The organism is Bacteroides ovatus, assembly GCF_001314995.1.
Lineage (GTDB): Bacteria > Bacteroidota > Bacteroidia > Bacteroidales > Bacteroidaceae > Bacteroides > Bacteroides ovatus.
Genome location: NZ_CP012938.1, coordinates 2,398,522 through 2,421,144 on the forward strand (window position 1 = coordinate 2,398,522; position 22,623 = coordinate 2,421,144).

The 22,623-nt window shown below is 46.3% G+C and carries 19 protein-coding genes and 1 riboswitch; of the genes, 9 read left to right on the plus strand and 10 right to left on the minus strand.

The genetic code is table 11. The features are described from left to right. The first annotated feature begins 23 nt into the window (after nucleotides 1–23). From murA to rseP, 5 genes are all read left to right on the plus strand, one after another. Entirely contained in the window at nucleotides 24–1,328 is a 1,305-nt protein-coding gene (gene murA / locus Bovatus_RS09585) for a UDP-N-acetylglucosamine 1-carboxyvinyltransferase (protein ID WP_004296796.1), read from the plus strand. Beyond that, entirely contained in the window at nucleotides 1,325–1,867 is a 543-nt protein-coding gene (gene rimM / locus Bovatus_RS09590; RefSeq protein ID WP_004296795.1) for a ribosome maturation factor RimM, read from the plus strand. The genes murA and rimM overlap by 4 nt, the downstream gene beginning before the upstream one ends. A 75-nt stretch (nucleotides 1,868–1,942) precedes the next feature. Beyond that, a complete protein-coding gene (locus tag Bovatus_RS09595) occupies nucleotides 1,943–2,803 on the plus strand; it encodes a M23 family metallopeptidase (protein WP_004296794.1) in 861 nt (286 codons plus the stop codon). 14 nt (nucleotides 2,804–2,817) lie between these two features. Next, nucleotides 2,818–3,987 (plus strand): 1-deoxy-D-xylulose-5-phosphate reductoisomerase, encoded by a 1,170-nt coding sequence (locus tag Bovatus_RS09600; RefSeq protein ID WP_004296793.1) that lies wholly within the window; start codon nucleotides 2,818–2,820, stop codon nucleotides 3,985–3,987. 129 nt (nucleotides 3,988–4,116) lie between these two features. Then, nucleotides 4,117–5,472, plus strand: coding sequence for an RIP metalloprotease RseP (gene rseP / locus Bovatus_RS09605; protein WP_004296792.1), 1,356 nt, complete (start codon nucleotides 4,117–4,119; stop codon nucleotides 5,470–5,472). Between the two features lie 110 nt (nucleotides 5,473–5,582). Here rseP and Bovatus_RS09610 read toward each other — a convergent pair whose 3' ends face one another. Then, complete coding sequence (locus Bovatus_RS09610) at nucleotides 5,583–6,464, minus strand: hypothetical protein (RefSeq protein WP_004321692.1); 882 nt, start codon at nucleotides 6,462–6,464, stop codon at nucleotides 5,583–5,585. 189 nt (nucleotides 6,465–6,653) lie between these two features. Here Bovatus_RS09610 and Bovatus_RS09615 point away from each other — a divergent pair, with 189 nt between their 5' ends. The 3 genes from Bovatus_RS09615 (at nucleotide 6,654) to Bovatus_RS09625 (ending at nucleotide 9,977) form a co-directional block, all read left to right on the plus strand. Further along, complete coding sequence (locus Bovatus_RS09615) at nucleotides 6,654–7,991, plus strand: DUF5690 family protein (RefSeq protein WP_004296790.1); 1,338 nt, start codon at nucleotides 6,654–6,656, stop codon at nucleotides 7,989–7,991. A 37-nt stretch (nucleotides 7,992–8,028) separates the two neighbouring features. Next, nucleotides 8,029–8,814, plus strand: a complete 786-nt coding sequence (gene phnX / locus Bovatus_RS09620) for a phosphonoacetaldehyde hydrolase (RefSeq protein WP_004296789.1) — start codon at nucleotides 8,029–8,031, stop codon at nucleotides 8,812–8,814. Between the two features lie 74 nt (nucleotides 8,815–8,888). Continuing rightward, a complete protein-coding gene (locus Bovatus_RS09625; protein ID WP_004296787.1) occupies nucleotides 8,889–9,977 on the plus strand; it encodes a 2-aminoethylphosphonate--pyruvate transaminase in 1,089 nt (362 codons plus the stop codon). A gap of 101 nt (nucleotides 9,978–10,078) precedes the next feature. Here the strand turns inward: Bovatus_RS09625 and Bovatus_RS09630 are convergent, their stop codons facing one another. From Bovatus_RS09630 to Bovatus_RS09650, 5 genes are all read right to left on the minus strand, one after another. Further along, complete coding sequence (locus Bovatus_RS09630) at nucleotides 10,079–11,482, minus strand: MFS transporter (RefSeq protein WP_004296786.1); 1,404 nt, start codon at nucleotides 11,480–11,482, stop codon at nucleotides 10,079–10,081. Nucleotides 11,483–11,687: 205 nt separating this feature from the next. Beyond that, a complete protein-coding gene (gene nrdG / locus Bovatus_RS09635) occupies nucleotides 11,688–12,146 on the minus strand; it encodes an anaerobic ribonucleoside-triphosphate reductase activating protein (RefSeq protein WP_004296782.1) in 459 nt (152 codons plus the stop codon). Nucleotides 12,147–12,148: 2 nt separating this feature from the next. Further along, the gene (locus Bovatus_RS09640; RefSeq protein WP_004296781.1) at nucleotides 12,149–14,542 is read right to left on the minus strand and encodes an anaerobic ribonucleoside triphosphate reductase; all 2,394 of its coding nucleotides are present in this window, start codon (nucleotides 14,540–14,542) and stop codon (nucleotides 12,149–12,151) included. Nucleotides 14,543–14,582: 40 nt separating this feature from the next. Continuing rightward, nucleotides 14,583–14,770, minus strand: a riboswitch (cobalamin riboswitch). 287 nt (nucleotides 14,771–15,057) lie between these two features. Then, nucleotides 15,058–15,894, minus strand: coding sequence for an Rpn family recombination-promoting nuclease/putative transposase (locus Bovatus_RS09645; RefSeq protein ID WP_004296779.1), 837 nt, complete (start codon nucleotides 15,892–15,894; stop codon nucleotides 15,058–15,060). 499 nt (nucleotides 15,895–16,393) lie between these two features. Then, on the minus strand, nucleotides 16,394–16,906 hold the full coding sequence (locus Bovatus_RS09650) for an HU family DNA-binding protein (RefSeq protein ID WP_004296776.1): 513 nt from the start codon (nucleotides 16,904–16,906) through the stop codon (nucleotides 16,394–16,396). Between the two features lie 250 nt (nucleotides 16,907–17,156). Between Bovatus_RS09650 and Bovatus_RS09655 the strand changes: the two genes are divergently transcribed. Next, the gene (locus Bovatus_RS09655) at nucleotides 17,157–17,408 is read left to right on the plus strand and encodes a DUF4248 domain-containing protein (protein ID WP_004296773.1); all 252 of its coding nucleotides are present in this window, start codon (nucleotides 17,157–17,159) and stop codon (nucleotides 17,406–17,408) included. Nucleotides 17,409–17,604: 196 nt separating this feature from the next. Here the strand turns inward: Bovatus_RS09655 and Bovatus_RS09660 are convergent, their stop codons facing one another. From Bovatus_RS09660 to Bovatus_RS09675, 4 genes are all read right to left on the minus strand, one after another. Continuing rightward, on the minus strand, nucleotides 17,605–18,132 hold the full coding sequence (locus Bovatus_RS09660) for a hypothetical protein (RefSeq protein WP_004296771.1): 528 nt from the start codon (nucleotides 18,130–18,132) through the stop codon (nucleotides 17,605–17,607). A 20-nt stretch (nucleotides 18,133–18,152) separates the two neighbouring features. After that, the gene (locus Bovatus_RS09665; RefSeq protein WP_004296769.1) at nucleotides 18,153–19,946 is read right to left on the minus strand and encodes a hypothetical protein; all 1,794 of its coding nucleotides are present in this window, start codon (nucleotides 19,944–19,946) and stop codon (nucleotides 18,153–18,155) included. A gap of 66 nt (nucleotides 19,947–20,012) precedes the next feature. Further along, nucleotides 20,013–21,212, minus strand: a complete 1,200-nt coding sequence (locus Bovatus_RS09670) for a hypothetical protein (protein ID WP_004296767.1) — start codon at nucleotides 21,210–21,212, stop codon at nucleotides 20,013–20,015. 217 nt (nucleotides 21,213–21,429) lie between these two features. Continuing rightward, nucleotides 21,430–22,623 carry a BACON domain-containing protein gene (locus Bovatus_RS09675; protein WP_004310111.1) on the minus strand — a complete coding sequence of 398 codons (1,194 nt, stop codon included), beginning with the start codon at nucleotides 22,621–22,623 and terminating at the stop codon, nucleotides 21,430–21,432.

Here is a 22,623-nt window from a genome sequence, read left to right on the forward strand (position 1 = left end):
TATACTTAATACTAAAAAAATTAATGGCTTCATTTGTAATCGAAGGAGGACATCGGCTTAGCGGAGAAATCCACCCGCAAGGAGCTAAAAACGAAGTTTTGCAGATAATCTGTGCCACGTTGCTGACCGCAGAGGAAGTGACGGTGAACAATATACCTGACATTCTTGATGTCAACAACCTGATTCAGCTCTTGCGGGAGATGGGAGTGACGGTTGCGAAGAAAGGCATTGATTCTTATAGTTTTAAAGCAGAAAATGTAGACCTGGCTTATTTGGAAAGCGATGAATTCCTAAAGAAATGTTCCAGTCTGCGAGGCTCTGTGATGCTTATAGGTCCCATGGTGGCACGTTTCGGCAAGGCATTGATTTCCAAGCCGGGAGGAGATAAAATCGGTCGCCGCCGTCTGGACACTCACTTTGTAGGTATTCAGAATTTAGGGGCCGACTTCCGCTACGACGAAGAGCGGGGTATCTACGAAATAACGGCCGACAGACTTCAGGGAAGCTATATGCTACTGGACGAAGCATCTGTCACCGGAACAGCCAACATCGTCATGGCAGCCGTACTTGCCAAAGGTACGACCACCATTTACAATGCCGCCTGCGAACCCTACGTGCAACAACTCTGCCGGTTACTCAACCGGATGGGAGCCAAAATCAGCGGTATCGCATCCAACCTGCTCACCATCGAAGGCGTGGAAGAACTGCACGGCACGCAACACACCGTACTGCCCGACATGATTGAAGTGGGCAGCTTCATCGGCATGGCGGCAATGACGAAAAGCGAAATTACCATCAAGAATGTTTCTTACGAAAATCTTGGAATCATCCCCGAGAGCTTCCGCCGTCTGGGCATCAAGCTCGAACAAAGAGGAGACGATATTTACGTTCCCGCACAGGAAACATACCAGATAGAATCATTTATCGACGGCTCCATCATGACGATAGCCGACGCCACTTGGCCGGGACTGACTCCCGACTTGCTAAGTGTGATGCTCGTTGTAGCCACACAAGCCAAAGGCAGCGTACTGATCCATCAGAAAATGTTCGAAAGCCGCCTGTTCTTTGTGGACAAGCTGATCGACATGGGTGCACAGATCATTCTCTGCGACCCTCACCGCGCCGTAGTCATCGGACACAACCACGGCTTCAAGCTGCGCGGCGCCCGCCTGACTTCACCGGATATACGTGCCGGTATCGCCCTTCTGATTGCCGCCATGAGCGCCGAAGGCACCAGTACCATTAGTAACATCGAACAGATAGACCGTGGTTATCAGAACATCGAAGGACGTCTGAACGCTATCGGAGCCAGAATCACCCGGATATGATAAAGAAAGAAGAAGTATACAAGATAGGATTATTCAATAAACCGCACGGCATCCACGGCGAATTGCAATTTACCTTCACGGACGATATTTTCGACCGTGTGGACTGTGATTACCTGATATGCCTGCTCGATGGCATTTTCGTGCCTTTCTTCATCGAAGAATACCGCTTCCGTTCAGACTCCACCGCCTTGGTGAAACTGGAAGGAGTCGACAGTGCCGAACGTGCCCGAATGTTCACCAACATTGAAGTCTACTTCCCCGTGAAACACGCCGAAGAAGCGGAAGACGGCGAACTGTCCTGGAACTTCTTCATCGGTTTCCAAATGGAAGACATCCATCACGGACTTCTGGGAGAAGTCATAGATGTAGATACCACTACGGTAAACACCCTTTTCGTGGTTGAAGGAGCGGAAGAAGAGGAACTGCTCGTTCCCGCCCAGGAGGAATTTATCGTAGGAATAGACCAGAAACAGAAACTCATCACGGTGGAACTTCCCGAAGGGTTGCTCAATCTGGAGGAATTGGAAGATGACCGGTGAGAACGAATCAAACGATGAGCCGCTCATCCACTGAAAATAGTAAATAGTAAATCGTAAAAACAGTAAATACCCGAGATGCCAAAGAGAAGACGAAGTAAAGCTTTCTGGAAAAATTTCAAGTTCAAGTATAAACTAACGATCGTTAATGAAAATACACTTGAAGAAATTGTCGGACTTCGCGTATCCAAGCTCAATGGACTTTCCGTATTACTTTGCGTGCTGGCGGTACTTTTCCTGATCGCTTCCTGCATCATCACCTTCACCCCGCTGCGCAACTACCTCCCCGGATACATGAACAGTGAAGTCCGTACACAAATCGTGGACAATGCCCTGCGTGTAGACTCTTTACAACAAGTGCTCAACAAGCAGAATCTTTACATCATGAACATTCAGGATATCTTCAGTGGAAAAGTATCCATCGACAGCGTGCAGACACTCGATTCACTGACCACTGCCCGCGAAGACACACTGATGGAACGTACCAAACGGGAAGAAGAATTCCGCCGTCAGTATGAAGAGAATGAAAAATATAACCTGACCTCCATCACTTCCCAACCGGACGTGACCGGACTCATTTTATACCGTCCGACACGAGGTATGGTGTCCGACCACTTCAATGCCGAGAAGAAACATTACGGCACCGACATCGCCGCCAATCCCAACGAAAGTGTATTGGCAACCATGGACGGGACCGTCATCCTAAGTACATACACCGCCGAGACAGGTTATCTGATTGGCGTACAACATAACCAGGATTTAATTTCAATCTATAAACACTGCGGCTCCCTCCTGAAAAAGGAAGGTGAACGCGTGAAAGGAGGCGAAGCCATCGCTCTGGTAGGAAACAGCGGCACACTTAGTACAGGGCCGCACCTCCATTTCGAACTTTGGTATAAAGGTCATCCGGTGAATCCCGAAAAATACATCGTATTTTAAGTGATAATAGAAAAATGAATATAGAGACTAACAAAAAGAAAAAACAAATAGCTATCCTAGGCTCAACAGGCTCCATCGGGACGCAGGCTCTGCAAGTCATCGAAGAACATCCCGACCTGTACGAAGCCTATGCGCTGACAGCCAACAACCGCGTGGAACTACTGATTGCCCAGGCACGGAAGTTCCAGCCGGAAGTGGTAGTGATAGCCAACGAAGAAAAGTATTCCGAACTGAAAGAAGCATTGAGCGACCTGCCTATCAAAGTGTACGCAGGCACAGACGCTATCTGTCAGATTGTAGAAGCAGGCCCCATCGACATGGTGTTGACAGCCATGGTCGGTTATGCCGGACTAAAACCAACCATCAACGCCATCCGCGCCAAGAAAGCGATTGCGTTGGCCAATAAAGAAACATTGGTAGTAGCGGGCGAACTGATTAATCAGTTGGCACAACAATATCGCACTCCGATTCTGCCGGTAGACTCTGAACACTCTGCTGTTTTTCAGTGTTTAGCGGGAGAAGTGGGTAACCCGATCGAGAAAGTGATATTGACAGCCTCCGGAGGTCCGTTCCGCACTTGCACCTTGGAACAGCTGAAATCCGTCACAAAGACGCAAGCCTTGAAACATCCCAACTGGGAAATGGGAGCAAAAATCACAATCGACTCCGCTTCCATGATGAATAAAGGTTTTGAGGTGATCGAAGCCAAATGGTTGTTTGGTGTTCAGCCCAGCCAGATCGAAGTGGTGGTGCATCCGCAATCAGTCATCCACTCGATGGTGCAGTTTGAAGACGGAGCTGTCAAGGCACAACTTGGGATGCCAGATATGCGCCTGCCCATCCAGTACGCATTCTCCTACCCCGACCGTATCAGCTCTTCTTTCGACAGGCTCGATTTCTCCCAATGCACGAATCTGACGTTTGAGCAACCCGATACGAAACGGTTCCGCAACCTGGCACTCGCCTACGAAGCGATGTACCGCGGAGGGAATATGCCCTGTATCGTCAATGCTGCCAATGAAGTAGTGGTAGCCTCTTTCCTGAAAGACGGCATCAGCTTCCTCGGCATGAGCGACGTAATAGAGAAAACAATGGAACGGGTTGCCTTCATCGCCAATCCGACATACGACGATTATGTAGCTACGGATGCGGAAGCAAGGAAAATAGCAGCCAGTCTGATATGATCCGCTTCATCCCATTGATGAACAAAGAAAATAAAGAAATTGATTAGTATTAATATAAATTGAAAATAGCCTTTATATCCTCTCTTCGGTAGAGAATTAGTTGAAGGCTTTAAACTGTAAATAGACTATATGGAAACATTTTTGATTCGTGCCCTGCAATTGATTATGAGCTTATCCTTGCTCGTTATCGTTCATGAAGGCGGGCATTTTCTTTTTGCCCGTTTGTTTAAGGTGCGTGTAGAAAAATTCTGCTTATTTTTTGACCCTTGGTTCACCCTTTTTAAGTTCAAACCCAAGAAAAGTGACACAGAGTATGCAGTAGGCTGGTTGCCATTGGGCGGTTATGTCAAAATAGCCGGCATGATTGATGAGTCGATGGATACCGAACAGATGAAACAACCCGAACAACCGTGGGAGTTCCGTTCCAAGCCGGCGTGGCAACGTCTGCTGATAATGGTGGGTGGCGTACTGTTCAACTTCCTGTTGGCACTGTTCATCTACTCCATGATTCTTTTTGCATGGGGCGACCAATATATAAAGGTACAGGAAGCCCCTCTTGGTATGGAATTCAACGAGACTGCCAAAGCGGTAGGTTTCCAGGACGGTGATATCCTCCTTTCTGCCGACGGTGTTCCTTTCGAACGTTATGACGGCGACATGTTGAGCCAGATTGCCGATGCACGCGAAGTAAGCGTCATCCGTAACGGGGCAAAAGCCTCCGTCTATATCCCGGAAGACCTGATGCAACGCCTCTTGGCAGACAGTGTCCGCTTCGCCTCCTACCGTTTCCCGTACGTTATAGACAGCGTAATGGTGAACTCTCCTGCCGCACAAGCAGGAATCCAGGCAGGTGACAGCATCATCGCCCTGAACGGAACACCGATCTCTTTCTCCGACTTCAAAGAAGCGATGGCAGAACGTAAGAAAAACGAAGCAACCCTGCTCAAAGACAGCATAGATCCGCGTCTAATCACGCTGACTTATGTGCGTAACGGTGCAACAGACACGCTAAGTATGCGTGTAGACTCCGCCTACCTGATGGGTGTAACCGCCTGTCTCGTCACAGACCGTCTGCTCCCTATGGTAAAAAAAGAATATGCCTTCTTTGAATCCTTCCCCGCAGGTGTCTCCCTCGGTGTGAAAACCCTGAAAGGCTATGTAGGAAACATGAAATACCTCTTCTCAAAAGAAGGAGCCAAACAACTGGGCGGCTTCGGAACGATCGGCAGCATCTTCCCCGCTACCTGGGACTGGCACCAGTTCTGGTATATGACAGCCTTCCTTTCCATCATCCTGGCTTTCATGAACATCCTCCCTATCCCCGCATTAGACGGTGGCCACGTGCTCTTCCTCTTCTACGAGATGATAGCCCGCCGCAAACCGAGCGACAAGTTTATGGAATACGCCCAGATGACCGGTATGATTCTGCTCTTCGGTCTGTTGATATGGGCTAACTTCAATGATATTTTGCGATTCTTCTTCTAGCGAATATAACAATAGAAAGATAGAGAAAACATATAAAAAGAATCATCCCGGATGAAAAAGGTTTTAAAAACCAATTTTCATCCGGGATCTTTTTTTATTGTTGTTTGTCTTTAAATCTTCAACATCTTCTTCTCTCTCTCCAAATCCGTCTCATCCAACTTAGGTGAAGGCACCGTGCACGTTTTGATATAATCTCCCTCCTGACACGTATAATTATAGTACACCTCCAATTCCGGAGTCAATTCCGCCCGCGGAACCAGACACCCTTCCATCTCCAGAAACTGATTAACATCCGTACTATCCGACTGTTTCACCAGTACAATACGACGCGCAATCGGATTATGATTGTAGTCCAGACAGAGATAAAGCCCTTTCAGCATATTCGGAAACTCATAATGCGGAAGTTGCAGGTAAATAGTCACCAGCGCAAACTGTGGCAAATCCCTTTCGTTGAACATCAGGTAAGAGTTCTGATGATTACTGATAATCCCGCTCCCCCAATGCACCGACTTATACGCATTAATCATCCCCACCTTCACATACTCATTATTCTCGGAAGCACAAATCATGTACGGCTCGATCTTCAAGCTATCCGTAGAAGACGACAAACTGTAACTAAGATACATACCGCTATAATTATACACCTCCTGCACAGACTCCTTCGCCTCTTTCCCCAGCAACTTGATAAAAGAGTTGCCACTCTCCGCCTCGCTCTGCACGTCCGGCTCCATCTCCTGAAGCAACAGCCTCACCGATCCCACATTATTTAATAAGCGTTTCTTGGAAACATTATTCACCAGTGCCAAAGCTTCATCCAGCGCCTCGTCCGGTGTGCGTGTTTTCAATAAGTCGATATAAGCGGGAAGCACACTCGAATACAAAGCAGACAACACACTCGGAGCCATATCCACCCGGTCGGCAATTTCTTTCATCTTCACCCCGTTGTTGCGCAGGTACTCTATTCTTTTATAAATATCCGTAAGTTCGTCCATGATTTTTCGGTTTGTTAATTGATTCCGTTGCAAAGGAATGACTAAGGTATTATGTTTGTATTGCATGAATATTACATTAATATTTCAGTACACTTAAAGGCTCATATATACAATATGATTCATTGAAATTCATTTTTTCGTTCGCTCCGACACCCTTACTTTTGCACCGGAAACAAAAAAAATAGCATTATGAATTTCAAAGAAAAACTGTCGCCTTCGGCCCAAAAGAAACTTTCCGATTTACTCTTTATCCTTTATGCGGGAGGAGCGGCACTGCTATCCTATTCATTAGTCTACGCACTACGCAAACCGTTCACCGCCGCCACGTTCGACGGCATGGAACTATTTGGTATGGACTATAAGATAGCCACCAGCATCATCCAGATATTCGGATATATGGTATCCAAGTTTATCGGGATCAAACTTATTTCCGAACTGAAGAGAGAAGGCCGCCTGAAATTCATTCTTGTTTCTATTTTAGTGGCCGAACTCTCTTTGGTTCTTTTCGGATGCCTACCCCGCCCGTTCAATGTGTTGGCGTTGTTCTTCAACGGACTGTCGCTTGGCTGTATGTGGGGAGTCATCTTCAGCTTCCTCGAAGGACGCCGGGTGACGGATCTGCTCGCTTCCCTTTTCGGACTTAGTATCGCAGTCAGTAGCGGCACAGCCAAATCCATCGGACTTTTCGTTGTCGACACCCTGCATGTCAGTGAATTCTGGATGCCTGCACTGATCGGTGCGGTAGCATTGCCCTTGCTGGCAGGACTGGGCTATATCCTCGATCACCTGCCCAAACCGACTGCCGAAGACAAAGCACTGCGTGTGGAACGTGTCACTCTCAACAAACAACAACGCTGGAACCTGTTCCGCAGCTTTGCTCCCATATTGACACTGCTTTTCTTCGCCAACCTCTTTCTCACCGTTTTGCAAGATGTCAAGGAAGACTTTCTGGTGAAAATCATAGACGTCAATGCCGCCGGACTTTCCCCGTGGGTATTCGCCAAAGTGGACGGTGTAGTCACACTGATTATCCTAGCCATTTTCGCCACCCTGGCAGTGATGAAAAGCCACATCAAAGTACTTTCCGTTCTATTGACCCTTGTCATTGCGGGAGCAATCACACTTAGCACTGTGGCATTCAACTACCATACCCTGCAACTTTCTCCGCTCGTGTGGTTATTTATCCAGAGCCTCTGCCTCTATTTTTCTTACTTGAGCTTTCAAACCATCTTCTTCGACCGCTTCATCGCCTGTTTCCGCATCAAGGGAAATGTAGGTTTCTTCATAGCGATGGTCGATTCCATCGGCTACACAGGCACAGTGGTGGTATTGGTAGTGAAAGAATGTTTCAACCCGGATTTGAATTGGCTGGAATTCTACAATACGATGGCAGGGACAGTAGGAATCGTCTGCACCTTTGCGTTCACCTTAGCAATGATTTATCTGACACAAAAATACAGAAAAGGGAAACAGGGTGAAATACGCGGGAACGAATCTTGCCCCGTCCCCTCCCTCGCTTCTTACTAATTTCTGACGAATAAACCAATATTATATAGAAACAAGAATGAAAAAGATTGAATGTATTATTATGGACTGGGCTGGTACAGCCGTTGACTATGGATGTTTTGCCCCCGTGGCTGCTTTTATCGAAGCATTTGCCGAAAAAGGACTGGTAATCGATGTTGTACAGACCCGCAAACCAATGGGACTACCCAAAATTCAACACATCCGCGAACTACTTTCCATGCCTGACGTGAACGAACAGTTTACCGCCCGTTACCAACGCGCCTGGACGGAAGAAGACGTGGTAGAACTAAACCGCCTTTTCGAGAAGCATCTCTTCGCCTCTCTCGAAAACTACACAGACCCTATTCCGGGAGTAATCCCAACTTTGGAAAAATTGCGTGCCGCAGGTATTAAAATAGGATCGACCACCGGCTATACCCGCGAAATGATGGATGTAGTTCTCCCCGCCGCACAGGCAAAAGGATACCACGTGGATTATTGCGCCACTCCCAACCTACTTCCCGCCGGACGTCCCGCTCCTTACATGATTTTTGAGAACCTGACGAAATTAGCAGTCCCCAGCCTCGACGCCGTTATAAAAGTGGGTGATACGATTGCCGATATTCTCGAAGGAGTGAACGCGAAAGTGTATAGTGTAGGCGTGATTCTCGGCAGCAATGAAATGGCACTTACCGAAGCAGAAACAAAATCAATGCCTGCCTCCGAACCCGAAGCCCGCATCGCCGATGTCAAAGAGCGCATGCTTGCCGCAGGAGCTTCTTACGTGATACGCACTATCGAAGAACTTCCCGCACTGATTGAAACGATCAACGCCGGCAACTAACATTCAAGCCCGCACCCAACAATCAGAAAAGAAACAAAATCATTTATTTATTCATTTCTAAAGAAAACATCATTATGAAACCATATTTGTTATTAACTCCGGGACCTCTAACCACCTCTGAAACAGTAAAAGAAGCCATGATGACCGACTGGTGTACATGGGACGAAGACTACAACCTCGGCATTGTTCAGGAACTCCGCAAAGACCTGGTTAACATCGCCACTAAAAAACCGGAAGAATACACTTCCATCCTTTTACAGGGAAGCGGAACCTATTGCGTGGAAGCCGTTTTGGGCGCCACCATCACCCCGAAAGACAAACTCCTGATTTGTAGCAACGGAGCCTATGGCGACCGTATGGGCAACATTGCAGAATATTACCATCTCGACTACGACATGCTGGCTTTTGAAGAAACAGAGCAGGTATCAGTTGAATATGTAGACGATTATCTTAGCAATAACTCCGATATCACACATGTCGCTTTCGTTCATTGCGAAACAACGACCGGTATCCTGAATCCGATCAAAGAACTGTCCCACATCGTCAAGATGCATGGTAAAAAGCTGATTGTAGACTGTATGAGCAGCTTCGGAGGTATTCCCTTAGATGTAAACGAACTCGGTATCGACTTCCTAATCAGCAGTTCCAACAAGTGTATTCAGGGTGTACCGGGATTCGGATTCATCATCGCCCGCCGTTCGGAATTAAAATATTGCAAAGGAGTGGCACGCTCTCTTTCCCTGGACATCTACGACCAATGGGAAACAATGGAAAAAGGACACGGAAAATGGCGCTTCACTTCACCGACACATGTTGTCCGTGCTTTCAAACAAGCCTTGACCGAATTGCTTGAAGAAGGAGGCGTAGAAGCACGTTACCAACGCTACTGCGAAAATCACCGTATTTTGGTGGAAGGTATGCGTGCACTCGGATTCAAAACACTGCTCGAAGATGACATCCAGTCGCCTATCATCACTTCTTTCCTTTATCCGCATGAAGGATTCGACTTCAAAACATTCTATTATGCACTGAAAAATAAAGGATTCGTGATTTACCCGGGAAAGATTTCAAAAGCAGATACCTTCCGTATCGGAAACATCGGTGATGTGCATCCGGAAGACTTCCGCCGTCTGGTAGAAGTCATACGGGAAACGAAATACTAGAAAGTCAAATCTTTCAAGTTCATCTTGAATGATTGCTTACTGATATGTTGTATGATGTTCCTGTGAAGTTCTGAAAGACTTAATCCTCTTTCAGGACTTCATTATTTTCTTTTCAGGGTGGAAGGCTGTGATAGCCTCAAGCTACTGACGATAGCTGCCACAACGGCAAACCCACTCCCCACCATCAGGCAAACAGCCGTGCTCCGGCTATGAGTGACAAAGCTGAAAAGCAAGGCAACCAATGTTGTTCCGGTGGTCTGTCCCAACAGGCGGGCCATTCCCAGCATCCCACTGGCCCCTCCCGAACGCTGCGTAGGAGCGGAAGAGATAATCGTGCTATTGTTCGGCGTCTGAAACAATCCGAAGCCCGCACCACACAACATCAAACGCAGGATGATACTTATATCAGATGATTCGGCAGTCAGACTGGAAAGCGAGAAAAGCCCGATGGCAAACAAAACCATCCCGATACTTCCCAGTATACCGGGGTGAATACGCTCCACGAGATACCCTGCCAATGGAGCCGTGACCAGCGTAGCCAACGGCCACGGAGTAAGCAAAAGTCCGGTCATCACCTCACTGTGTCCTAAAGTGTTCTGCAGGAAAAAAGGCAGGGAAACCATTGCCGACATTTGAGCGATAAAGGAACAAATGGAAGTCAGGATGGATAACCGGAAAATCGGAATCCGCAACAGGTCGAGCGGCAATAGCGGAGTAGTCTGCGTGAGTTGCCGGCGCACATAGTACGTGCCTACCACTGCCAATACAACCAGTTGGATGAAAAGGAAATCCATTTCCTCGTGATGGGCGAATCCGTCCAGCGTATATATAAGCAGGCCGAAGGTAACCGCATTCGCTATGGCGCTGATATAATCAAACTTGCGTTTCGAGCGTTCCTCCTGCCTTGGCAGATGTTTGATGCCGAGGAACAATGCGGTAAGTCCTAACGGAACATTAATAGCAAATAACCAGTGCCAGCTGGCAATAGAAAGAATACCGCTCGCCACAGAAGGCCCGGCGGCAGCCGATATGGCAACGACCATCGCATTAATCCCCATTCCCCGCCCAATCTGGCTCTTCGGATAGATGTAACGTAGCTGTGCCGTATTCACGCTGGTGATGGCAGAGGCACTGAACCCCTGAAAAATACGGGCGACGGTTAGCGTCCAAAACGAATCGGACAAGGCACAAATCAACGAAGTGATGCAAAACAGACCGATACCTGAAAGAAAGACTTTCCGGTAACCGATGATTTCACCCAAAGCGGAAAAAGACAGTAGCGATATGACGATAGCCAGCTGATAGCCGTTGATAATCCAGGTTGTTACAGCGGGAGAAGTCCCAAAATCATGCGAAAGCGTGGGTAGTACGATATTGACGATGTTAATATCCAATACCGACATACAAAGAGCGAATCCGACGGACACCACCGCCCAAATACGCTTAGGCATCGGCAATCCGTCGGTTTCCTCTATTTTTTGAGTTGAATTTATCGATTGTACCATAAAAACTTATTCTTGTAAGTAGTCATTCTTTTTTCACCATAAAGCAACGCAGGGATGCAAACACAAACACCACCGACTACAAAAAAAGCACCGCGTTACTCCGTGATGAAAAATGATTCACTTGGTTTCGTAAAGGTAAACAAAACAATGGTACAGGTGTTTTTGTTTCCTTTGAAAAATAAGTTTTTTTAGTGGAGAAAAGTCGTTACTTCAACTTCAAGATCCGTTGATTACTGCTTCCCCTGAACTCCAGATACGGAGAGAAAAGAGCCTGCTCGAAGCGTCCGTCCACCAACACATCTATATAATCAAGAGCAGCACTCAAGCGGGGCTGTGCCTTGATTTCTTCGTAGCTATATCCTGTATAGCACCACACATTCATCCCCGTCTCCTCTTTCACCCGTTTCAGTAAAAGCAGAAACTCCTCCGGATGGAAGAACGGATCACCACCGGAAAAAGTAACACCGTCCAGCAAAGGATTTGCCTTGATTTCACGGATGATGGACTGTATTTTTTCTTCCGTCAACTCTTCCCCCGCCCTCGGATTCCAGCTCTCCGGGTTGTGGCAACCAGGACAGTGATGGGAACATCCGGCAAGATAAATAGAGTACCGGATGCCTTCACCATCGACAATCGTTTCAGGATAAGTTCCTAATAAATTCACTTCTACAGGTGTTTTACGCGGTCTTGTTCTTCTGCCCGTTTAGCAGAGTTCCAGGAACTCAAATCGCCTGTCAGGTAACCGGTTATACGGCGCATACGAAGGATGCTTTCACTCTGGCACACCGGACATTTATCGAAGATAACCCCTTTGTAACCACAGTTATGGCAAGTATCTACCGGGTGATTGATAGAGCCGTAGCCAATCCCCTCGTCGTGCATCACTTTCACAATCTTGGCGATGGCACGTACATTCTTCTGTGCTTCACCGTCCAGTTCTACATACGTGATATGTCCGCCGCGCGTAATGGCGTGGAACGGAGCTTCACGCTTGATTTTCTCAACGATGCTGATCGGTTCTTTCACGTCTACGTGAAAAGAGTTGACATAATAGTCGCGGTCTGTCACTCCGGGGATTTTTCCATATTTCCGACGATCCATTTTAGTGAAACGTCCCGAAAGTCCTTCGGCAGGAGTAGCCAGAACGGAGTAGTTCAGGTTATATTTCTCTTTATATTCGTTTACCACTTTATTCATTTCCATCACCGCTTCATACAGCGTGTCCCATGCTTTCTGGTTGTGGCCGTGACCTTGTCCGTAGAGAGCCACCATCGCGTTGTGTCCGCCGATAAATCCGATACCCAGCGTACCGCTGCGCAATGCATCACCCACCTGTTCATTCGGGTTCAGCTCACCGCCGCCTTTCCACACATTATTTCCCATCATGAACGGGAACTGACGTGCCAGGGCCGTACGCTGATACTGATAACGCTCGTAAAGCTGATCGGCTACAAGCACGGACATTTGGTGTACGGATTCGATGAAAATTTCTTTTGCCTTCTGTTCAATGGCATCCTTGTTGCGTTCATCCTCTATCAGGTTTTCCGCCTTGATGCGGGCTTCAATCGCCAGTCTCGGCATATTCAGCGTAGTGAATGAAAGATTGCCACGACCTAAAGAAGATTTTTCTCCTGCCACGTTTTCAAAGACACGGGTGCGACAACCCATCGTCGCCAATTCGTAGATGTAACGTTTCGGATCGTCCGCTCTCCATTTCTCGTTCTGATTGAAAGGTGCGTCGAGGAACATGAAGTTCGGGAACAATGCTTTCGCCGTAGTCTGGCAAGCCTTCAACAACAAGTCGAAGTTGGGAGCCTCGTAACGGTCGGTCATTGCCTCTTCGATATTTTCCGCTTTCATTGCTTTCTCAAAGTCTTTTTCCGAGTAAGAAACTCCGTCTTTCACCTTGAAAATCTGGATCGGGAATACAGGCACCTCACCTCTTGTACCCAATCCTTCAATGGTAGCTTTCAGCAATTCTTCGATCACCATGCGGCCTTCGGCAGAAGTGTCCGTACCGTAGTTGATGGAGCTGAATACCACCTGATTACCGCCACGTGAATGCATCGTGTTCAGGTTGTGGATAAATCCTTCCATGGCCTGATGGGTATCTTTGCGAGTCTGCTGATAAGCTTTCTCAACGATACGGGCAAGGTGTTCCTTATCTATAATAATCTGTAAAGCCACCAAAGCAATGCGCAATGTTTCGCGTTCGGCTTCAGTAGTCTTGATAGACGGAAGATATTCTTTAATCAATGTGCGGATGGATTTCTCATCGGCCTGATTTCCGTTTTCCATGGCGACATAGAAATTGATGAACGATGCCAGATGCTTGCGGAAAGATTTGGCCACACCTTTTGCCATGAAGAAATCGAAAGCAGGAATTGCCTGTCCGCCATGCTGCTCATTCTGATTCGTCTGGAAAATAATAGTAGCCAACGTAGCATAACTCTGGATGCTTTGCGGGGTACGGATACTACCGTTCTTGGTGCGAAAACCACGTTCAAAGAGGTCATCCATATCATATTGGATACAGGTCGTCGTCTTTGTCGGATAATAATCCAAGTCGTGAATGTGAATATCTCCCAACTGGTGCGCTTCGGCAAAACGTTTCGGCAACAGGTATTTATACGTATAATCTTTGGTTACTTCGGAAGCGAACGTCATCATCTGTCCGGCAGGCGTGTGACTGCTCATGTTGGCATTGCTCAAGTTGACATCGTTCTTGTCGATAGCAACGATGCCGTCCATCACTTGCTTCATCTGGGTTTTCTTATCGCGCTCCGTATTCCGCCATTCGCGATAAATAATATATTTCTTCGCTACTTCCGGGCGTACTTTCATCAACGACTTTTCTACTAAATCCTGAATCTCTTCTACGGTAATAGTAGGAGTAGTAAACTGACTGATTACGTTCATAGTGATGTCAGCCACCAACTGCTGCTCATCCTGAATACCTGTTGCACTGAATGCTTTACTAATTGCATTCTTGATCTTACTGATAGAGAAATCTTCTCTCTTACCATCACGTTTGATGATACAAATTTCCGCGTAGTTCATAACTTTAACTCCCGAAAGTTTAAATTTAAAATATTGATAACTAAAAGAAAAAGTTCCGGCAGGTCTTCTGACTTATCCCTCCCTCGCAACACCTTCCCACACCGACATCGATGCAGTGGCTTATTGTGCGGATTCTTAGAGAATTACAGCAGCGGGTACTGTCGCCGATTTACACAGCGTTCCCTCATTGACTAAACCTCTTTTAGCTCCGAAACCAGATACAAAGATAGAAGATAATCTAATAGCTTGGTTAGCTTTTAACATTAAATTTCGGGAAACATTTCTTTCTCGCTGATACAGAAAGTTTTCCAAAACGGAAAACTTTTTTCTGATTTTAACGTGGATAATATTCCAATTCCGTTTATTTCACCCAAAAGACATATATAGTTTTTAGCTACTTCACTCTTAGCGAAAAAAGAATGTGTTAAAAGTCTCCACAACTATCTTTTGCTTCATAAGTTACAGACTATTTTTCACTTTCGACCAAACCTTTCTTTCCGATAAAATGAAAGAAATTATAATTTTTCGATTTCTTCTTTCGAAAGCCCGGTAGATTTTATGATAATATCGTCAGCCACTCCTAATTCTTTCAAATTACGAGCTGTTTCTTCTTTACCTTTTTGCAAGCCTTTCTGCACCCCCTTCTGTTCAGCAAAGTCCAACGTATTAAAATAATCGTTATAAACTTTCCATTCTTCTTCATACCGGGCTCTTTCCTCCTGGGTCATATTTGCTTTGGAAGCCAACTTTTCAAGTCGCTCGAAGACGGCCTTGCGAGCCTTGAAAGGCATCCGGTCAAGTGTATCCATATGCTTTAGTATATAAATCCAGCGTTCAAAATCATTTTCACATTCATCCTCCTCTTTGTTGAAGTTCGGCAGTTCGATAAAAATCTGCCGGAACTTGTTGCTGAAGAGCTTCCCCGTATCCCTGTCAGAAAGAACGATATCCGTTCTGATTTTAGAGGGCATATCCTTGTCCATCACGAAATTCATGAAGAACACTCCGTACACGGCATCCAATTGAAAGTTCCAAACTCCCCTTTTCGCCTGCTGCGTAATGGCCCTAGAAAGATAGAAGAGGGCACGATCTTTAAAGTAAGGCTGTTCCCGGTTCTGCATTTCTACGATAATACGTTCACCGGTATCGGTTACGCAATAGATGTCGTAGATAAGACCTCGTTCTGTTTTTACTTCCGGCTGCTGTTCACTGTTAAGGAACTGAATGTCGGTAATCACATGCTCTCCTACGAGCAAATCGTTCAAGAAGTCGATTAACAACTCCTTTTCTACCTCTCTGCCGAATAAAAACTTAAAGCCAAAATCGGTAAAGGGATTGATAAATCTTCCCATTATATGCTGTGTCTCAATTACAAAACAAAGATAGAGTTTTTTTGTTGAATACGGTCAAGAATAGAAAAAAATAAATGGGTACAAAAAAAGAAGCTGCCTCATTCATCGGGAGACAGCTTCTTCATTTGAACCTTGAGCCTTACTTTACTTTCACTTTATGAGTTGCTCCACGTTTGTTACCGGTTCCGTGAGCTATGTGCGGGCGGCACGTTTCGTTTTTTTTCAGGATCATTTTTTTACACGTACACTAATCTTTTTCCGTCTTACTGCTTCTCCGATGACGGAACCGCAGAACAGCCTCAAGAATGTCTAACAACTTTTCCAGTAATAATTTCATTCGCTTTTCTATTAAGGTTGATAATCTATTTTATATCGGTCGAAGTGCAACCATCAGCTATACCCGATTCGCGGCTACTGATAAGTCTATCAATAAGCTTTAGTTTGCCTGACAAACTTATCAGTTAATCCCTACGGATTCAGCTGCCAGCTGCACTTCCGGTCAAGCGGCCGGGTCCGGCGCTTCTCCTCCTCCGCCACCGGGTTCGTCGCCGTCATCCGGGTCTTTGTCAACGACATCGTCGGCCACAAACGAACCCGCTACATCCTTGATGTGCACAAACTCCACTCCGGTGGTCAATGCGCGGGTAGCACTTCCGTTAGCGGCACGGGTGTATTCAGGGGTAAACTGACAACGCAATGAAGTGATCTGCGAACTGCTGACTTTACTCTCCAACTCCACTCCTTTTCCTCCTGCTTTGGCAATCATTGTAAATGTTCCCAAGCCTTCGAGGCGCACCGTGCGGCTGTTGAGCAACTGTTCGCGCATCACCGACATCAGGTTACGAATCACGTTATGAACATCACCCGCCGTCAGCGAGGCTTTTTCTGCAATCAATTCCGCCATTTTCTGCGTATTGACCATTTTCCCGAATTTCACCAGACGGGGATAATAAAGTTTCTGTCCTTCCTTGTTGGCAAGTGTTGCCTGATAAGGTTTGTAAATTAATGGCATACTGTTTTCCTTTCTTTTTTGATTGATGAATAAATAACTACTGTTTGTAACCGATTACGAAGACAAAAGTACACGAAGAGAAAAAAGCAGGGAAACACGATGTTACAACCCGTCGCAAGAGAGAACAGACAAACACAATTTGATACGATTCATGCCTACAAAGGCTTCTGTACAAAACAGAACCAACCGACATAAAAAGGCGTACCTTTGCATGAGTTCATACAAAATAAACCTCTAAAAAACAGTCAATATGAAAACAGAAACAACTCCAAAAGCAGAAACAGAGAGCCGTACCCGCATACAAGCCTATAGCAAAAGCCAGTTGGCCGGACTTTACCTACCTCACATACAGTCCGCCTCGGCACGACGCACCCTCCGTAGTTGGATTGCCAAGAACACTGCACTGCAAGCCGCACTCGCTCAAACCGGATATAGTGAAAAAGCCATCCTGCTCACTCCGGCACAAGTAAGGCTGTTCTTCAAGTTTTTAGGAGAGCCCTGAAACGACTCTTTTACAAAGAAAATATCATTCGGAGAAAGATAAAGCCAAACAAGGCAAGAAAAAAGGCAAGCCAAAGCAAAGCGGACATTTCATCACAGATCACGCGAATCAAATTATAACTTGCTGATTGCTGTTATAAAGAGTCCAAGATAATCTGTAACGAACTGTCCGCTCATTATATAAAAAAAGGATTATATCATTCCGGAGTACCTTCTCCCGACGGCTTCATCAAATCGGCTGTAACCTCCGCTTTAAAACGGACACCGTCGTGAAGCCGCAGATTCAATTTGACAGTAACATTCTCATCGTTGTTACGCTTCACATAAAACGTTCCCGTCACCCTTTTATATTGGGAATAATAATAGAACGGATCTTCGTAAATAAAGAAATACTGGTCGTTTTGGTACAAGGTCGATGCATCCACCACTTGCCCCTCCCAATACATACCCAGAGAAAACAAAAAATAAGTACTAGTTTTCCCGTCCTGTATCTTTTCCGGAGAAAAGATACAGGTAAAATAACCACCGTCCATAGTAGCCTCACCGGACACGATCCTGTTCGCTTCCCCCCGGAATGAATAAGTACCGATGGAAGGCAATTCCTCCACATCCGGACCGGGATTTACCGGATCATTATCTTTATCGTCACTACATCCGGCAAAACCCACCAGAAGCAATCCCGATAAAACATATAAATTTAAATATTTCAATAAGATTTTCTTCATGAATACACTTCATTAAATCGTCACTCTATTACTGTCACCGCACCTTTATAGTAGCCGGACAAACTGGCATCGCCATATTTCTTAATACCTACCACTTCAAAAGTCATTTCAACTTCATTGCCCTGAAGAGACACCGAAGTCCGGCCTCCCAGAGCCAGATTGCCCAATGTGGTATTAGCCCGACTGTAAGTCACTCCTTCATACGTAATCGAGATTTTCACATTTTCATCATCACCGGAGAATCCGCGGAGCACTCCATCCAGCATTGTTTTCGAAAGACGCACCACTGCATCCGCTGCCGACATTCCCGCCACAGTAGTGATACCTGGTTGTCGTGAAAGGTAAATAACACAAATATCCGCATCCGTCTTATCTATCACCACAGACTGGATAGTGACCGGAGTACCGTCCGCCCCTAAGCGATATTCATTCGGGATCGTCGTATCATACACCGCGAAAGCACCGTTATAGTTACCTGATATTTTAAGGCTATTATCACCCAAATATTTGAGGTTAAGCGTCAATGAATATTCATTATCCGCTGATTTCGATACACTGAACGTACCTGCCGCATCCTCCAGGTGACCTTTGGATATTTGTATTCTTTCTTCGTCATACGGGCTATAATAAGTAAACTCAAAAGCCAGATTGGTATCTGTAATATCCACCTCCTGCCCGTTAAGTCCTGCATTCGGAACAAAAAGGCGCACATAATACGAGTTTACATTTTCCAAGTCCGCAGCAGATGAAATTCCCGACGGAGTGAGATACAACGCTACTCCTGCATCTGTCTTTTCATAGAAAGTAGCTTTGATGTCACGCGTTTTTTCTCCGTTCAACGTTAATATATTCGTCGTACTCTGCTTAATTTCAGAATAAGCACCCTCATAAGAACCTTCGAACTTTTCACCCGAAAGCAAAGTAAAGCTAAAAGTTACTTTCACATGATCGTCCGTCTTTTCTACTTTGAACTTACCTGCCGAACATATTTCAGACCATCCATAAGGCTCCACCGCAGTCAGGTCGTCAGCTCCCAATTCTGTCATATTATAGAAAGCATAATCCATACCGTCATAAGACGTGATATCCAATACCTGTCCCAACATAGCGGGATTGATTCCGATCATCAGGAACTCCGTATCCGACATATCTTCCACCGTTGTCAGTCCTGCGTACGGACTAAGATAAAAATATTGAATTCCCCCGATGACAGTAGCCACCACCGATTTCAACGGACGCACTTCACTTCCGAAAGAAAATTCACTGGGCAACTTTGCAGGAGCCTTGTAGCTACAACCAGCCTCCCCTGTAAACTTACCGCCACTTTTCAGCGTACAATCAAAAGTAGCTTTCACAGCCGATGTTTCATTCTCACCCGGAGTCATCGTCAAGGTGAACTTACCTTGCGTCAGCACCTCTTTCCACTCATAAGGATTGACAGCCAGAATAGCCTCACCATCGGCATCCATGTAATAAAGCACATAATTGTCATCTTCAGAGCCGCCTATCGTAACCGGGCTGCCCACCAGACTCTTACTCACTCCCAACATCACATATTCCTTACCGCTGTTCATAAAGTCTTCAAGCGTTTCCAAACTCTGCAACGGACTCATACACACATACACAATGCCATCCTGTTCAAAACAAGACACCGATTGGGCTTGTATGGTCTTATCCTTATACGTGTACGTATTCACAGTTTCCACAGGTTCCGGCTCCGGTTCGGGATCAGTGGCCGGATCATCGTCACTACATGCCACAAAACAACTCATTGCCAACATGAATAAGAAAAAGGAAATAAATCTAGTTTTCATATTTCTCGTTTTTTGGGGTTAATTATAAAATCGCGTTATTAGTAAAATGATGCCATCCACCCGTGTTTACTGCGGACGATAATCAAATACGGTAATAGGAGCATCCTGCGAATAAGTGGTACGTACATGATTCGGGTGTTCCTTATCACAGTCAATAAAATCTATCGTCAGCGTGTGTTTGTCACCGTCGCGTGCCACAGTCATGGTTCCGCCGTCTATGCGTGCATATTCTTTCATGGCTCCGTTCTGAAGTTTCTCATACCAGGTTCCTCCCGGATAAGTAAAGCCGTTAGGATAGCCCGAAGCTAGGTTTCCCGGTTTCAGCAACTCGCGCGGGATACCATATGATTCCTTATCACGCGCCACCACCGTATAAGTACCTGCCGGAATACCCTGTGTTACATCCGTAGCCCATTCCACGAAAAATTCCACCTTCAATACTCTTCCATTACCGGCCGGCCAAGTGTCGACAAGACTTATACTCTCTTCCGCCAGATAAAGCTCGACTACCCGGCACGACTCATCTTGCAGATAATAAGAATCGCCCTTATCCTGCAGGCGGGCTTGCGTCCATCCATTCAGTGCAATATCGGTGGTCAGCGTAGAATTAGGAGTTTCATCCTTGCTTTCGTGACGGTCGATGGTGATTACTTTTCCCGTATAGGTGAAATAACGTTTCAAGGAAAGATCGCCCACCAATGTTCCGCTAATCGAATATTCACCACCGGACAGCCGTTTCACCGTCATTTTACCACCGGAAAGCAAATCGGCATCGACACTCGTAGAGTAAGATTTCACATCACCGTAGAAAGTTCCGGCAGGAATATCCACCTTTCCGGTCGGGAGATCGATTTGATTCATATATCCGAGGTTGAATGTCCATTCATCAAACGTGTATCCGTTCAATGCTGCATCAAAAGTGCCTTCAGGGAGCGGAAATTCCGTAGCTTCCGAAGCAAATGGCGGGACATTCAGGCTGAACGCCATGATCTTGCCCGGTCCTATCGGATTACCAGTAGCATCTACTTCCATATCCGTATAAAGCGTCAATACAAAATGATCTGTGCCCACTCCGTCTTTATCTCCCCAGTACACCAGGTTGGAGTTGACAAACTCCACCACTTCCGGCGCCGGGTTTACGTCTTCTCCACCGGGTTTTCCTCCCTCCGGATTTTCGGCGTCATTGTCACTGCAAGCGGTCAACACCCCCACAGACGCAACAGCGAACAGGCAGACACCCAATAACTTCATTATTTTCTTATCCATATCAGACTGATTTATATATTTTACATCATTGAAAAGAACTTCCGTAGCGACCGGGAATCATAAAAAAGGCGGAGTAAGCTCGGGAAAAGGATTCCCATTCTTCGCACGAGTATCCCCGCCTGTCATATAGTAAAGTTAAATTAAGAGAGAATTAGTAAATTCTCATTCCGTTTCACAACGGTAGTTCTTTTCTTTATTCATCAATGTTATGTTCGTTTTATCTGAAAAGTGCAATATCCGGGAAAAGGATACAATCTTTCAGTGTCCCGGTCAGGAACTGCTGTCCGTCAAACAATGCTATCGCCAGGTAGCATCCGCTTTCCGGTGCTCCGGTCACGTCCTGAAAACTGACTCCGACAGAACCGTCCTGATAAAGCACAGGAGCGAAACCGAAATTTCCTTTCGAATAAATATTGGAAGAAGCCGCTACAGAAAAGCCGTACAGGGTTTGCAAAACAACACCTGCCCCATCATCCGATGTTCCGTCCGATACTCCACCTGACGTTCCGTCCGAAGCGCCTTCTGCCACCTCATCCGCAACTTCTTCCACGACCGTAAAGTCTTTCTGTGCCGCACCGATAGGAACCACAAACGATCCATTTTCATAGGTAGCCTGCAATGAAATCGTAGCCTTTGCGGGGTCTTTCAGATATTGCGCTGCCGGAGTATTTGCCAACGACATCTTAATGGTATATCCCTCGCCATCGACATTCTTCGAAATTTCAGTAGCCGACAAGGGATAGGCGTTTTCGATATTCTTCGTATCCCATTTCACATAAATCCGGCTATTTCCCCACACTCCAAGCAGGTCCGTCGCTTCATACTGGTAGACGTAGTAAAGGAACTTCCGCCCCTCATTGGTGCTGACCAATAACTGGCAGGCACGGGGATTTCCGGTTTTGTTCTCTTTCAACACAAGCAAGAAACCATCTTCTTTTGAAGCAGCCGGCACCTCCACCCAGTCGATTCCCCGCTGCACGCTCACTTTGAAATCAAACGAACTATTCACACGTACAATCGTCTGTGAAGGAGCATTTCCGAAGCGTATCACCTGCTGGTCGGAGTCGGGAGCAAAAATATTTCCCTCCTGCGTCACTACAATTTTCTGTTCGCTATTACCATCGCTCACGGTCACCTGCGTGGCACGTGACGTATATTCATAATTGGCTCTGGCAAGCAAAGTTATCTTTTCGTTTGTCACTTCGATTACCCTGCACCAGTCCGCACCCGAAACGGCAGTCAGTTCTCCGGTAGCCTGCAAAGCCACTTCCACCGTTCCGCCTCCGGCTGCCAGATCGACGTCCGCATTCATGATGCGGAAGCCTTGTGCCGTTTCATCGTTTTCCTTGTCGCACGCTGTCATCAGCAAACAGCACGCAGATAATAACAGTATAACTAACTTATTCATCAT